This is a genomic window from Sideroxydans lithotrophicus ES-1 (genome assembly GCF_000025705.1).
In the GTDB taxonomy this organism is placed as follows: Bacteria; Pseudomonadota; Gammaproteobacteria; order Burkholderiales; family Gallionellaceae; genus Sideroxyarcus; species Sideroxyarcus lithotrophicus.
Genome location: NC_013959.1, coordinates 1100962 through 1115661, shown reverse-complemented (window position 1 = coordinate 1115661; position 14700 = coordinate 1100962). Strand labels below are relative to the sequence as shown.

The window sequence follows — 14700 nt, the reverse complement described above, 5'->3', positions numbered from 1 at the left end:
AATTTTGCCGGCTTATATCTCCGGCATTTTCCCTAAAAATCAAAAACAAGCTCGGCGACCAGATTGCGTCGCGGCATCAGAAAGTAGGAGTACACCTTTTTGTCGAACAGATTGTTGATGGCGAGATTGCCCTTCACGTTCGCTGAAAAGGCATAACCCACTCTGGCGTCCGTCATCGTGTAGGAATCGTAGCCGGTGGGCACGCCCTCGACCACATCGGTATTCCGCGCGGTGGCATAGACATGGCTGATATAGCGGACGCCGAGTACTCCAGACCACGCACCGCGTTGCGCTGTCATGCCGATTCCGCAAAGGTTCTTCGGCGAATCGGTCAGACGCTTGCCTACGCTCAATGGATCGGCGCTGTTCTCCAGCATTTTGGAATCGATATACGAATAGTTCGCATCAAGCATCAACCAGTCAGTCGGTCTGGCAGTCGCTGCCAATTCGATCCCGCGGATTTTTGCCTTCCCCGCATTGATACGTTGCGATAGCACCAGAGGGGTGACCTGCTTCAGGTAGATCAGGTTGCTCAACTCGTTCTCGAAATAGGTGGCAGTCGCCTTGGTCTCTCCGGTGAAGTGCATCTCGCCGCCGATCTCCCATGTCGTCCCGCGTTCGGGCTGCAGGTTGGGGTCGCCCTGGGTCGTCAGGCCGTTGATGGTCGAGGTGGTGTACATGTCCTCATTGGTGGGTGCGCGGAAAGACTTACCGAAGGAGGCGCGCAGGGTTGCGGCAGGCGTCGCCTGATATACCGCAGACAGTTTTGGACTGAAGGCGGAAGTGCCGCGCGCGGGAAATGCGGTTGTGCCGGCCGGTGCGGTGTTTTTGAAATTGTCGCCCCGTGTCTCCCAGCGGTCCACACGGCCGCCCAGAAAGAATTTGAGCGCATCCGCAATGCGGATCTCGTCCTGTGCAAACACGGCGCTCGTCATCGAGTAGCCGTTGTAGCCCCCGCTTACCGAGGTGCGTGTACCTGGATCGCGCCAGTCGCCCAGTACATACGATCTCTGGTTGGCATAGTCGCGGTGCAGTGCCAGACCCGTTACCCAGAATTGACGGGTGCCCAGCGGGAAACTCAATTGCACTGTTCCGTCTATGCCGCTGTTCGGGGTGTCTGTCAGCGTCCCTGTACCGCCGGACCAGCTGGATGCCGCGCCGGACTGGGTAAAACTGTATGCGCGATCGATCTTGGCGAGATCGATCTTCAACAGATGATTGTCGCCGGCAGTGCCGTCATAGCCGACAAAGTAGCGGGTGGCGGCCTCATGCAGCGGCGAATTGTTGACGAAGTTGGATTCGGCAAGCGTGACACGCTGGCCGTTGATCCCCAGCGTGCCGCCGGATACCGGCGTACCCGCGGCATCCCTGAGGTAGGTGTTGAAACGCGTGTAGCCTTCATCGATGCTCTGGTAGGTGATACCGGTGTATAACTTGTCGCGCTCATTCAGGTTATAAAAGACCTTGGTCGTCGCATTGGTCGAATCCCATGGCGTTGTGCCCTTGTCTCCCACCAGATATGCAGGCGCGCCGTCGCGTGTCGTTATCGGCTGCGCTCCCGTGACGGTTGTGCCTGCAGCCCCGGCCACCGGGGTTCTGACGACGAAGTCGTTCACATAGCTGTCTCTCCGTTGCTGGCCGTAGCCGACGACGATACCGAACCCGTTGTTCAGCTTCTCCCGCCAATAGACGGAGGCATCTTCGCCGCTCGCGTCACTCCAGCCCTTTTTGACTTTGGCTGTGAGCTCGTGTTTGACCGGCTGTTTGGTGATGACGCTGACGACACCGCCGATGGCATTGCTTCCGTACAGAGAAGAAAACGCACCAGGCACGACTTCGATGCGTTCGATATCCTCGACAAAAGGAATGCGCCAGTTCACTTTTCCCGAACGGCCATCCTGCAGCGGCTGTCCATCCAGCAGGATGAGCGTCTTGTTCTGGTCTATGCCGCGTAGTGACATGCCGCTGGTGCCGGAAGTGCCTTGCGACGAACCCAGCGCACCGTCGCGCAGATATAGCCCGGGCACCCGGTCGAGCGCATCGCCCAGGCGCGAGGCATTCTTTGTTTCGATGTTCTTGGCACCGACTACCGTTACTGCGGCAGGCGCATCGGCGAGTGTTGCGGTCGTCCTGGTCGCCGTTACCACCACTTCGTCCAACTCGGCCGGATCTTCACCCGCGGCTGCATGCGTTGTATTGAACAAGCCGCAAACAAGGCCCAATGCAGACAGTATCTGGACTTTATGCAAACGGGTATTCATCGGGTCACCCTTCAACTTTAGGAAAAAAGGGCGGGTCACCCCGCCCTTTCATCTGCCGCATCGCTTTGGCTTCAGTAGATATCGTGCTGCGTGTTGTACACGTTGAATTTGCCGGTGGGCGTGATGATCTCAGGGTCCTTGATCACCGCTTTCAGCGTGCGGGTCTTGTCGTCTACCACCACGATGGCGGACTCCTTATCCTTGGCGCTCCACACAGAGAACCAGACCTCATCGCCGGCCGCGTTGTACTCGGGTTGCACGATGCGTTTGGCACCCTCGCCCAGCCCGGCCCATGCGCCGATCGGCAAAGTTATGTAGCCTTTTTCCAGATGCCGGATGTCGAATACCGCAACGGACTGGCTCAGGGCTGCATCCGGATTCAGCGGTGTATCCACCCACAGATTCGTGGATTTGGGATGGGTCTTGATGAACAGCGAGCCGCCCCCCTGTCCGGTGATCGTACGCACCACTTTCCAGGCATTCTGTTTGTGTTTGACCGGATCGGTACCGATCAGGGAAATGCTTTCGTCACCCAAGTGGCCGGTGGCCCAAACCGGCCCGAATTTCGGGTCGATGAAGTTGGCTCCGCGACCCGGATGCGGTGTCTTGCCCACGTCGACCATCGCCGCCAGTTTGTCTTCCTTGGTGTCCACCACCGCGATCTTGTTGGAAGCGTTGGCAGCCACCATCATGTAACGCCCGGTAGAGTCGAAGCCGCCGTCATGCAGGAAACGCGCCGCGTCGATCACGGTCATCTTCAGATTGGTGAGGTCGGAATAATTGACCATGTAGATCTTGCCGGTCTCCTTGGCGTTAACCAGAAACTCCGGTTTGAAGTGCGAAGCCACGATAGAGGCCACACGCGGTTCCGGGTGATACTCCTGCGGATCGACTGTCATGCCGCGGGTCGATACGATCTTGAGCGGCTTGAGTGTGTCGCCGTCCATGATCACGAACTGTGGCGGCCAATATGCTCCGGCTATCGCCAGCTTGTCTTCGTAACCCTTGTACTTGGAGGTTTCCACGGAACGCGCTTCCAGACCGATCTTGATCTCGGCGACGGTCGTGGGTGTGTCCATCCACAAGTCGATCAGGTCTATCCTGGCATCGCGGCCGATCACGAACAGATACCGACCGGACGCGGATATGCGCGAAATATGCACGGCGTAGCCGGTCTTGATCGTCTTGATGATCTTCTTGGTATCGCCGTCGATCAATGCGATCTTGCCCGCATCGCGCAGCGTCACGGAGAAGATGTTCTTCAGGTTGAGCTTGTTCATCTGCCGTGCAGGACGCTTCTCCGGCGGCACCAGTACCTTCCAGGTCGCCTCCATTTCCTTCATGCCGAATTCCGGCGGAGTGGGCGGTTCCTGTTGCACATAGCGCGCCATCAGGTCCACTTCTGCTTCGGTCAATTCGCCGGACGTGCCCCAGTTGGGCATGCCCGCAGGAGAACCGTAGTTGATGAACACTTTGAGGTAGTCGGTGCCGCGTTCCAGAGTGATGTCGGGAGTCAGCGGTTTGCCGGTTGCGCCTTTGCGCAAGACGCCGTGACAACCGGCGCAACGCTGGAAGAAGATCTCCTTGCCGCGCGTGAATTCCGCTTCCGTCATCGACGGCGCCTTGGGATTGATATTCTGGTGCATGGGTGAGTTGGCAAGCGGTGAGCCGCCGGAGCTTTCGTAGACCGTTTCCATTTTTCCCGAGCTGTGCCCGGCAGTTTCCTGGGCAAATGCAGTGCTCAATGCCAATGGCAAAGCAGCCAGTGCCAGCAATCCCAACATTCGGTTGTTTGCGTGCTTCATCACATGCCTCCTTATCGTTTGAAAGTGAAGTATCTGTATCTGCGCATGGTGCTGAGTTGTTCTGAATGCCGTAGCCGTTCAATATATGCTTCAATAAGTGGCCAGGCTGTACGCTGGCGAACATGGAGCATCGGGGTAGCTTACTCTCTCTGATTCGGAGAAAGAAGCGAACAATCGGGCCCAACAATCACGGTACATGCACAGTAGTCCAAACCCGGTCCAACTATCCTTGATTGCAATCAAGAGAATCAATGAGCGATATTTTTCGTTGCAGCGAAATCCAGCTGAGCTAAGATCGCAGCCGGTGCCAAAGTTGTCTGGCTTCTGTTCGATTTAGGTCGGACTTCTGTTTTTGGGATTAATCAATCTTTGCAATAATCCCGGCTTGTGGTGCGGACCAATTGATAAGGTGATGTTATGGACAAGCAAAACAAGGAAAGTGCGCTTGCAAAATATCTGCCTTCCAGCCGTCAGGTGATGATTCATTTTGCGATTATGTTTGCGTTTTCCTGCGTGTTGGGGCCACTGATCGGACCTTGGTTGACCAACTGGATAAACCCGCCCTTGGCGTGGGGAAGCACGACAAGGATTGGTGATTATTCGATGACGAGCACTCTTCTTTGGGGATTTTCTTTCCTGATGTTCGAGATATTCTTCTATACCGGCTGGCTGTTCACCCGGGCAAAAAAGGGCTGGGAAGAGGCGCAACCTAAATCCTGGTATAACTAAATCGGATTTATTGGCTTGCGATTTTTCAACGCGTCAATTGGGCATACAACAGCGGCAATTCGCGAGGCAGTTCCGATGGGTTGCGTATCACCACGTAGCCATTGACGCCAAACAGATGCGGCAAATAGCTGCTGCCCTTCTCGTCGATGGTGACACAGAACGGCCTTAGTCCCATTTGACGCGCCTCGTGGATGGCAACGCGCGTGTCCTCTACTCCGTAGCGCCCCTCGTACTGGTCCAGGTCATTGGGTTTTCCATCTGTAAGAATGAGCAGCAGTCTTTGAGTCGTTGCCTGTTTGGCGAGCAATTGACTGGCATGGCGTATTGCTGCTCCCATACGGGTGTAAAAGCCGGGTTTGATTGCTGCGATACGTCCGCGTACTTCGTCGTTGTACTTGCGCTCGAATTCCTTCAGGATGTGGAAGCGGATGTTCTCCCGTTTGAGCGAGGAAAAACCGTAGAGCGCGAAGCGGTCGCCGGTGGCAGAAAGTGCTTCGGAAAACAGGAATAACGTGTCCCGGATAACATCGATTACGCGCGCCTGATCGTTGACATAGGCGTCAGTGGATAGTGACAGGTCTGCCAGCAGCAGGCACGCCAGATCGCGATCGCGATATTGGTGTGCTTTGTACAGCCCCTGCTCGCGCGCCTGCAGACCGCCGATGCGGTCGGCACTGAATTGCACGCAGGCATCAAGGTCGAGTTCGCTGCCGTCAAATTGCCCCTTGAACCACACCTTGGCTGGTGTCAGTGCCGCGAACTGGCTGCGCAGGCGGCGCGCTGTTGCGGACAAATGCGCGGGCAGGGGTAGCGCTTCTGCTTTAAGGGCCACCATGGGTTGCAAGCAGCAGTGTGCCGGTTGCAGCAGCTGCTTTTTGTAATGCCATTCAGGCAACAAGATTCCCTTGCCCAATGGCTGATCATCTGATGCCGCCGAGGGCAAATCAAGATCGAACTTCAGACGCGAGGCAGCGGTCTTTCCGTCTTGTGCCACGCTCAGCCGATCCAGATCCTCCGCCGGACGGTCGTCGGCAGGTTCGTCTTCTTCGGTGGGGCGATTGACTTTGATATATTCCGCCCAACTGAAGATGCTTTCAGCACGGAACGACATCATGAAGCTGTTCTTGTCTTCGGGCATGTCGACCCGCTCTGCCTGGTGTCGGCGGTCCTTCCCATTCTTTATATTGTTCCCGCCCTCGTGGTTCTGCGGTTCCTTACTTAAAGCGGCGGTGGCTTTGCTGGCCGGCGGGTCTGGATGCAACCACAGGTACACCGGCTGTGGCGCACGTCTGGCTGGAGGCAAGTGTTTTACGCTGCCGGGACTTTTCAGAGCGGCACGGATAGCCTCTTCCTGCGCACGCTCGTCATTCGGCAGGGACGCTGGTTCAGGGCGAATGGCCAGCGCTGCATCTGCTAGCCGCTGATAGCGTCGTTTCAGTCCGGGAAAACGCTCAAGCACTTCAAGGGTCGCTTGCTGGTTACGCTGTATCCACGGTTGCGTTGATGCAGTACTGGCAGCTGCCATGGCGATCAGCCAAATATACAAATCCCGGTTCAGTTCTCTTTCCGGGAAAAAAGCGATGGTTGCGGGCAGGTTCAGGGTTTCTCCGTCCAGCCACGTGAGTTCGGTCTTTAGATTGCTGCCGGCAATGCGCTGCAACAGGGTGCGCTTAGCTCCGTGCTGGGTTGCGGTGGCCGATTTTACGGCCAGCCCGCTGTCTCCCCCCCAAGAGCGGAAAAGGATGCCGGCAGTCTTGCTGATCTGTTCCAGCGAGACCGCCTCAGCCGGATAGCGTTTGTCGGCCACCCCGGTTATGAGTCTATGCCACAGTGCCCCAACATATTCTTCCATCTATTTCTTCTTTCCCTGCTCATGGCAGTGCATGGGAATATCGTTATGGTGTCCGAATTCTCGCGCCGATTTGTCGAGGGCGCATTCGTTCTCCACCCATTTCAGCAAGGAGCCTTCTGGATTGTTGGCCTGCACTTGAGTGCAGGCATCGGCACATTGACCGCACTGGGTGCAGGTGAACATGAGACGTTTAATCTGGCGCGGTTTGATGCGCATCGGGCAGATGTTGTCGCAGGCGGCATTACAATCGACACATTCCTCCACACGGCGCCGGTTAAATCCGATCACCATGGCTTTGCGGTTGCCCATCCAGGCGATGCTCTGAAACAAGCCGACGGCACAGGCGTAGCGGCAGAACAGGTGACGGGCAAACATGAATTCGACAAAGAAAGCGAGCGTGCCGACACCGAGAAAAACACTCTGGTTGCGTGTCAGTGTACCGTTCCAAAGGTTGCCGTAAATTTCATCGGGGGGGAGCAGATAGGTCAGTAGCGCGATGGCCCACACGAATGCGAAGGCAACCACCAGCGGTAACAGCAGCAGCCAGTTGAGCGGATTGGCCTTGGTGACAGTGCCATCCGCATTCTCTTCTGGCAGCGCATGGCGATCCCACAGGCTTTGCCGTCCGATTGTGCGGCGCATCAATTGGTTGATCGTTTCCACGACTGAAAAATGCGGGCATAGCCAGCCGCAATAGAGTCTTCCGTATTTCCAGGAAACCCATACTCCGAGTGCAATTGTGCCAAGGATAGGCACCACACCGCGAAATACGATATTGATGGCTGCCTGGGTGGAGTCGATTTCACCGGCCACGAAATCGTCCAGGCCCAATGTCCAATGCATGCCGAGAAAAAAGAAATGCTTGAGATTGAGGTCAAGGCGAAACAGATCGAACACCGGAGCAAGCAGGAATAACGTGAAGAATCCGGCTTGAAACAGCAGGCGTTTGCGTTGGGTGTCAATCCTCACAGTTCTCACCCGGTCCGGGATACAGGAGGATTATTTTCCAAAGCTGGCATAGACAATCTCCATCAGCGCTTCGGCAGTTTCCTCATCGTCCGTGAGCGGCTCCACCAGGGCAGCACGGCAGGCATCCACTGGGTCAAAGCCGCTTTGAATCAGGGTCGCGGTATAGACCAGCAGGCGTGTACTGGCTGATTCTTCCAGATCGTGCTCTTTTAGTGCACGCAGACTGTTGCCCAGGTTAACCAGTTTTTTCGACAGCATTGCATCGGCACCTGTTTCGCCCATGACGATCTGTTGTTCCAGTTCCGGCTTGGGAAAGTCAAAACGAAGACTGACAAAACGCTGGCGCGTGCTGGGTTTCATGCCCTTGAGAAAGTTCTGGTAACCCGGGTTATATGACACAATCAGCATGAATTCCGGCGGAGCCTTGAGAATCTCGCCCGTGCGTTCGATAGGCAGAATACGGCGGTCGTCGGATAAGGGATGCAATACTACGGTGGTGTCCTTGCGCGCTTCAACGACTTCGTCCAGATAGCAGATGCCGCCCTCACGCACGGCACGGGTAAGCGGTCCGTCGTTCCAATAGGTCACGCCATCGCCAATGAGATGCCGACCTACCAGATCGGATGCCGTAAGGTCATCGTGGCAGGCGACGGTGAAGAGCGGCAAGCCGATCTTTTCCGCCATATACGAGACGAAGCGCGTCTTGCCGCAACCGGTCGGCCCTTTGATTAGCAATGGCAGCTGTTTGCGGTAGGCATGTTCAAATAGTTCGATCTCATTGCCGTGCGGTCTGTAAAAAGGCAGGTCATTCATGTTCGGAACCTTGATTATGGATTTGATCCAGTTTAGTTCAAGCGCGCGGCTTTTTACTTGACGGGAGATAAGTAAGCGATGGTAATGAGCCCCGTCACCAATATCAGCCATCCCAATACGATTCCGCGCCAGAGCCAGCGGGTTCGGCGCAGACCCATGAAATAGTTGGCCACCATTTGTACCTTGACCGCAGCGGTGGCGATTACGGTCAACATGACGGCAATACCGCCAAGGTTTGCCTCGCCGATGAAATAGGTTGTTCCGGTCAGTGCCATCAAGGCCAGCCAGACATAAGTGCAGGAGAGGATGAAATGGGGTTTATATGCGGCATCCATGGGTTTTCTTAGCGAATCACGTAAACCAACGGGAACAGGATGATCCACAACAGATCGACCATATGCCAATACGAGGCACCGGTTTCCACGTCGGCATGACTTTCTGCGGTATAGCCTCCCGCCATCGCTTTCAACATCACTGCGGCGAGAATCACCATGCCGAGGATCACGTGCATAAAGTGGAAGATCGTTAGCGACAGATAGAACATATAAAACGTGTTGGTGCTGAGTGTTATTCCTGCGGAGAACTTGGCATGGAATTCAAACAGCTTGATGACCAGAAATATTCCGCCAAACATGATGGCGGCGGCGATCCATCCCGCGCATTCGCGTGATACATCCCGTTTGATGGCCGCGACTGCGCGAACCATGAAGTAGCTGCTGGTGATCAGCACCAGGGTGTTGACGGCGCCCGATGAAATACTGAGGTGTTGCTGGGATTCGTTGAACAGTTCCACATTGTGTGCCCGCGCGAACGCGTATGCGACAAAGAAAATGCCGAAGGCCAGCAATTCGGCAAAAATAAAAAACCAGATCGCCAGATCGCCGGGCGGCGTGTCATGGATCTGATATGCAGTGGGTACGTTGTTGGTCACAGTGAATTCTTACAAATGAGAAACGAGGGGCGCGAACGCCCCCCGATGCACAACGGTGCTACGCAACAGTTTTTACCGTACCTTTTTTGAAGAAGCTCCAGATATAGAGCACCAGGCCAAGAAGGAAAATAAAGCCGGTAAACTCACGCATCCAGTAGAACAGGCGAACCTGGTCCTGTGTATCCATGAAACCCAACGGACTGGTTCCCATCCGTTGCAGCCAGATTTGTAGCACGCCGGCGACGGTCAGGAACAGCGTGATGAAGACGATGGATACCGTCATCAGCCAGAACGACCACATCTCCATGGTTTGTGCCGAATCTGGATTGGAGCTGCGTCCGCGCAACAGTGGCATTGCGTAGGAAATCATGGTCAGGTTCACCATCACGTACGCACCGTAAAACGCCATGTGACCGTGTGCGGCGGTGATCTGCGTGCCGTGGGTATAGAAGTTAACCGGTGCCAGTGTATGCAGGAAGCCCCATACGCCAGCGCCGAGGAAGGCCATCACTCCCGTGCCCAGTGCCCACAGCGTGGCAGCCTTGTTGGGATGTTCGCGGCGGCGACGGTTCACCATGTTGAAGGCGAACACGGTCATCATGAAGAACGGGATTGGTTCCAGAGCGGAGAACACGGAACCGAACCACTGCCAGTATTCCGGTGCGCCGATCCAGAAGTAGTGGTGACCGGTGCCGATGATGCCGGTGATCAGGGTCATGGCGATGATGATGTAGAGCCACTTTTCAATCACTTCCCGATCCACGCCGGTGATCTTGATCAGCACGAAGGCTAACATGGCGCCAAGGATCAGTTCCCACACGCCTTCCACCCACAGATGCACAGTCCACCACCAGAAGTACTTGTCCAGCACCAGGTTGGATGGATTGTAGAAAGAGAACAAGAAGAAGATCGCAAGGCCCCACAGCCCCAGCAACATCACCAGGCTGATCGAGGTTTTGCGCCCTTTCAGTACGGTCATGCTGATGTTGAACAGGAATGCCAACGCCACGATCACGATGCCGATCTTCGTTGGCAGCGGCTGTTCGAGGAATTCCCGCCCCATGGTCGCCAAAATATCGTTACCCGTCATTTGGGCCAAAGTTGCGTAAGGCACCGCCAGATAGCCAACGATGGTCAACACGCCGGCAGTCAGGAAGACCCAGAACATGACAATGGCCAACTTGGGGCTGAACAGTTCTGTCTCCGATTCCTCCGGAATCAGGTAGTAGGCCGCCCCCATGAATCCGAACAGGATCCACACGATCAGCAGGTTGGTGTGGACCATGCGGGCCACGTTGAAAGGGATGAGCGGGAACAAGAAGTCGCCCACTACATACTGGTAGCCCATGATCAGGCCGAACAGTATCTGTCCGACGAACAGGGCAATGGCGGCAATGAAATAGGGCTTTGCCACTGATTGAGATTTAAATTGCATCTTGAGTTCCTCCAAAACCGTTTTGTGTCGGGATATCTACTTGATCAGCCTTCGATGTTCGGGGGCCAATTGTTGGTGTTGATCTCAGACGTCCATTTCAGGAACTCGACTACGTCGTCGAGTTGCTGATCGGTCAGGTTGAATTGCGGCATCTGGCGGCGCCCCGGTACACCGGTAGGTTGCGACTTGATCCATGCTTTGATGAAATCACCACCGCGACGCTTGTAAACGTTGCCAAGCTCGGGGGCAAAATACGCACCCTCGCCCAGAATGGTGTGGCATCCGACACAGTTGCGTGTCTCCCAGATATGCTTGCCGCGTACAACTGAATCGGTGATGTTTTCACGGTGATCCCGTTTTGGCAGGCCCTGCACGGTGTCGAAGGTCAAGGCGAGAAATAACAGGAAGAAAAATACTGCTCCCCCGTAGAAAATATTCCGCGCCATCCCCTTGGTAAACGTTTCGCTCATAACTTACCTCCAGAATAAGTGGCTTCCAATTGGTCGTTGCCCCGAACTTGACTATCAGCTTCTTCCTGACAGTCGTCAGCAAGGAAAACGAACAGGTGGGTTCATAAATCTTGGCGAACTCACAGTAACGCAAGCCGGGTTTAACTCTCCTTGATTACAATCAAGAGAATCAATGAGCGATATTTTTCGCTGCGGTAAGTTCCCGCTGAGCTAAGATCGTGACGAGCACAGGCAGGGGGATTTCTTTGTTATGGTATTGCTGGTAGTAGTGGCTATTGTGGGCATGCTGGGTGCATGGCTGTTGCCGTCCACCGGTGATTGGCACCGCGCAGCGCATGTCCACCTGGCGTTTGCGCTTGGTGTGATGCCGCTGATCATGGGGGCGATGACGCATTTCATCCCGGTGCTCACCCGCACGCGCGCCGCGCCGCGATCTGTCGAGGGATACGCTGGCTTGGCCTGGCTCGGCGGTGTTCTGATCGTGGCCTTCTTTATGTTTGCGTTGCTGGATGTCGTGCGCAGTGTTGCCGCGTTTCTCGCACTGGTTGCTGCCGGTGGTTTGGCTGTTTGGCAACTGATGCGCGCCGGGGAAGCGCTGGGCGGAGCGCATCCCGGATTGCGCTGGTATGTCGCGGCGTTGGTTTGCTTGGCGGCGAGCCTTCTGGCAGTGCTTGCGATGTCCGTATGGCCGCAGCAGTTTCTTGCGCTCAAGCGTTTTCATCTGCATCTCAATCTGTTCGGTTTTGTCGGGTTGACGGCTATTGGTACTCTGCAAGTCTTGCTCCCCACCGCGGTCGGTCATCCCGATCCGCAGGTATCCAACAGGCTGCGCGCAGATCTGCACTTTGCATTTTTCGGCTCGGTGTTGATTGCGGGCGGTGCCGCGTGGCTGTCGTTGCTGTCATGGCTCGGCCTATTGTTATGGATGATCCCGTTGGGGCGTTTGATGCGCGCCTGGTTTGCAGGCTATCGCGCGGAGATATTTCGGTGGCATGGTGCGGTGCCGTTAGTGGCTGCAGCCTTGGCGGGGTTCTTTATCGCACTTGTTGCCGGCGGAGGACATGCCTTGGGTTGGCTGGATTCCACCGGCTTGGCGCACCTGTTTGTTTTTTCCTTCCTGTTTCCGTTGGTGAGCGGCGCTGCAGGGCAGTTGCTTCCACTGTGGCTCAGACCGGGACAACAGACCGAATGGCATACGCGGGCGCGTCTGCGCCTGACTTTCGCATCCGGTACGCGTGCTGCGTTGTTTCTTGGCGCCGGACTGCTGGCGCTGGCGGGCTTCAAATGGGCAAGTTGGCTTGCGTTGGCTGCACTGCTTTCTTTTGCGCTGGCGGTCGTCAGCTTGTTGCGGCTGCCGCGCTGACTGCGTTGGCAGTGAGCAGTGCATGTACCCTGCGATAGGTGCGGCTCGCAGCAACGATGTTAAGCCATAACCAAAGGTTGGAAGCACCGAAGAGCAGGGCGGCCGGATAGAAGAATATCGCCGGGAATACGACCGCGGCGAGGAGCGTGCACAATGCGACGAAATGCAGCCGCATCTGCCAGCGCGTGCGCACCTCGGGCAGAATCTCCCTGACGTTGGGTACCGCGTGGCTGCTGGTCGGGCCGCGACTGCTTTGCAGGTGGAACCACACCAGAAACGGCACGATCTTATACAGCATGCCGTTGATGACGGATATCGCGAACCCGACGATCATCAGCACACCCAGCAATATGCCGTAACTTGGCATGTCCCCAATCGCCGGAACGAATTGCGCCGCAAGCCAGAGCACAATCGCCAACAGCACGCTGATCATCCCTCCGCGCCAGAAATCAAGGGACACGTCGGGCAGTTTGCGGCGGCGTTTTAGCTGCAACCACAAGGTGGTCAGAGCAAAGACGGCATAGCCCGCAGCCAGCAAGATTTCCAGCACCAGCTGCAGCTTGGGAGCATGGATTGCGGGGGCAAGCAAAAGCAGCAGCAGAAACAGCAGTGCCGCGAGCCGGTGCGTGAGTTTGGCAGGATAGGCCGGTGTGAGCTGGAACATCGGCACGACTTGATATGCGACTCCTACCACCAGTATCCCGACCCAGCCCAGCAAGCCCCAGGTCAGATGAAGATCGGCCAGCGTTTCACGCGCCTGCAGCCACCAGCCGAATGCATGGTTGCTTAGCAGGACCAGGCCCAGAAGTACTGTAGCTACGAGCATCAGTGCTGCCAGTCGCATCGCGCGGGCAGTCATGTTCTGCGGCAGCGCGCGACGCAATGTGATGACGACCAGCACGGCGAACAGAAGTAATTCCGCTCCCAGTGCAGGCAGCGCGACCTGCAGCAGCAGCGGTATGGTGAAGGCCAGCCCGCAGCTGAGCAGGATGATACCGGCGACGCCCAGCGTATGTGTGATGGCGGCGAACAGCACAGGCCGCCGCACCGGCGTACCCGCCACCACCGGCAGCATCTGCAGGATCGCCCCCTGCATGATCAGGCCCATGTAACCCAGCGTCAGCATATGCGTGCAGCCCAGCATGACCGGATCCCAGCGGCTACCGAACTTATCCGGCCCCTGCCAAAGCATCAGCAAGGCCGCAGCCAGTGCAAACAGCGGGGCGGTGACAAAAAAACGCAACGGCACGCTGAAGGGCGGTGCCTGGTCGAGCGACAGGCTGGAGGTCTGGTTCATGGCAGAGTCTGGTCGCTGCCGGGGGCGGGATGTCCCTGGTGCCAGATCAGTATGTCGTAACTGCCGTCGTCATTGGCGTGGGTCAGGTAGGCATAGCCCCATTCTTCCAGGATAGAGAACAGCATATGCGGTTCACGGTGGATCAGCAGGCGCAAACGCCCGCCCGGCTCGAGCACTTCCAGCGCGGCAAGCGTGAGTTCCATCGGTTCGGGCGGCGCCAGCCAACGGGCGTCGATGATGCGCTCCGTCATTGCATCAGGCCACAGCGCGCATGCGCGCGACCACCTCGTCCAGCTCGCTCACCAAAGCCTGATCGGCCATCCGGTACAACATCTGCTCTTCTTTTACGTTGTGCTGCTGCATGAGGATGAGCAGCGTGTCGGCATCGCCCAGATAGGCGTTCACGTCTTTGCGCGTTACGGCGTCGTGCAGGCGGTTGAGCAGGCCTGACATTTGGCTGTGTTCGGAACGCATCACTGCGGTCGGTCCTTGTCTCATGCCGGTGCGGGATTCGAAGGCCGGAAACATGACCTCTTCTTCCATGGAAAAGTGGTGCAGCAGTGCATTGTAGAAACTGCGAAAACCAGTTGCCGCGTCATCCCAGTTGTCTTTGGCCACGGCTTCTTCCGCTGCCGCGAATAGTCCGTCGCAATGCTTGTGGTCGGTGCCAAGATAATCGCTGATCGTCGTCATTGAATGAAACTCCCGCAGAATGGTATGCCCGATTGGGCTGCACGAATTCTGCGGGCGGGCGGTGCGGATTGCCTTGACCGGA

The 14700-nt window shown here is 56.5% G+C and carries 14 protein-coding genes; 2 read left to right on the top strand and 12 right to left on the bottom strand.

Translation table 11 applies throughout. The features are described 5' to 3' along the window. Positions 1-32: 32 nt before the first annotated feature. Both SLIT_RS05655 and SLIT_RS05650 read right to left on the bottom strand, forming a co-directional pair. Positions 33-2261 carry a TonB-dependent receptor gene (locus tag SLIT_RS05655; protein WP_013029266.1) on the bottom strand — a complete coding sequence of 743 codons (2229 nt, stop codon included), beginning with the start codon at positions 2259-2261 and terminating at the stop codon, positions 33-35. A 71-nt stretch (positions 2262-2332) separates the two neighbouring features. Further along, positions 2333-4066: a cytochrome D1 domain-containing protein gene (locus tag SLIT_RS05650; RefSeq protein ID WP_013029265.1), complete on the bottom strand. Its 1734-nt coding sequence runs from the start codon at positions 4064-4066 to the stop codon at positions 2333-2335. 417 nt (positions 4067-4483) lie between these two features. On the opposite strand from SLIT_RS05650, the gene SLIT_RS05645 reads away from it, so the two are divergent. After that, positions 4484-4795, top strand: a complete 312-nt coding sequence (locus SLIT_RS05645) for a hypothetical protein (RefSeq protein ID WP_013029264.1) — start codon at positions 4484-4486, stop codon at positions 4793-4795. A 25-nt stretch (positions 4796-4820) separates the two neighbouring features. On the opposite strand, the gene SLIT_RS05640 is transcribed toward SLIT_RS05645, so the two are convergent. From SLIT_RS05640 to SLIT_RS05610, 7 genes are read right to left on the bottom strand one after another with little or no spacing between them, the layout of a single operon-like run. Further along, entirely contained in the window at positions 4821-6647 is a 1827-nt protein-coding gene (locus SLIT_RS05640; RefSeq protein WP_013029263.1) for a nitric oxide reductase activation protein NorD, read from the bottom strand. Continuing rightward, positions 6648-7616 (bottom strand): 4Fe-4S binding protein, encoded by a 969-nt coding sequence (locus tag SLIT_RS05635; protein ID WP_013029262.1) that lies wholly within the window; start codon positions 7614-7616, stop codon positions 6648-6650. It abuts the gene before it with no gap. 30 nt (positions 7617-7646) lie between these two features. Continuing rightward, the gene (locus tag SLIT_RS05630) at positions 7647-8429 is read right to left on the bottom strand and encodes a CbbQ/NirQ/NorQ/GpvN family protein (protein WP_013029261.1); all 783 of its coding nucleotides are present in this window, start codon (positions 8427-8429) and stop codon (positions 7647-7649) included. A gap of 53 nt (positions 8430-8482) precedes the next feature. Next, the gene (locus SLIT_RS05625; RefSeq protein ID WP_013029260.1) at positions 8483-8764 is read right to left on the bottom strand and encodes a cytochrome C oxidase subunit IV family protein; all 282 of its coding nucleotides are present in this window, start codon (positions 8762-8764) and stop codon (positions 8483-8485) included. 8 nt (positions 8765-8772) lie between these two features. After that, complete coding sequence (locus SLIT_RS05620) at positions 8773-9360, bottom strand: cytochrome c oxidase subunit 3 family protein (RefSeq protein WP_013029259.1); 588 nt, start codon at positions 9358-9360, stop codon at positions 8773-8775. Positions 9361-9418: 58 nt separating this feature from the next. Then, positions 9419-10795 carry a cbb3-type cytochrome c oxidase subunit I gene (locus tag SLIT_RS05615; RefSeq protein WP_013029258.1) on the bottom strand — a complete coding sequence of 459 codons (1377 nt, stop codon included), beginning with the start codon at positions 10793-10795 and terminating at the stop codon, positions 9419-9421. A gap of 44 nt (positions 10796-10839) precedes the next feature. Next, positions 10840-11265, bottom strand: coding sequence for a c-type cytochrome (locus SLIT_RS05610; protein WP_013029257.1), 426 nt, complete (start codon positions 11263-11265; stop codon positions 10840-10842). 250 nt (positions 11266-11515) lie between these two features. On the opposite strand from SLIT_RS05610, the gene SLIT_RS05605 reads away from it, so the two are divergent. Next, entirely contained in the window at positions 11516-12628 is a 1113-nt protein-coding gene (locus tag SLIT_RS05605; RefSeq protein WP_013029256.1) for a hypothetical protein, read from the top strand. Here the strand turns inward: SLIT_RS05605 and SLIT_RS05600 are convergent. The 3 genes from SLIT_RS05600 to SLIT_RS05590 are packed head-to-tail and all read right to left on the bottom strand — an operon-like array spanning position 12603 to position 14618. Then, on the bottom strand, positions 12603-13925 hold the full coding sequence (locus SLIT_RS05600) for a hypothetical protein (RefSeq protein WP_013029255.1): 1323 nt from the start codon (positions 13923-13925) through the stop codon (positions 12603-12605). The genes SLIT_RS05605 and SLIT_RS05600 overlap by 26 nt on opposite strands. Next, positions 13922-14176: a DUF2249 domain-containing protein gene (locus SLIT_RS05595; protein WP_013029254.1), complete on the bottom strand. Its 255-nt coding sequence runs from the start codon at positions 14174-14176 to the stop codon at positions 13922-13924. The genes SLIT_RS05600 and SLIT_RS05595 overlap by 4 nt, the downstream gene beginning before the upstream one ends. 4 nt (positions 14177-14180) lie before the next feature. Beyond that, a complete protein-coding gene (locus SLIT_RS05590; protein WP_013029253.1) occupies positions 14181-14618 on the bottom strand; it encodes a hemerythrin domain-containing protein in 438 nt (145 codons plus the stop codon). Positions 14619-14700 lie beyond the last annotated feature (82 nt).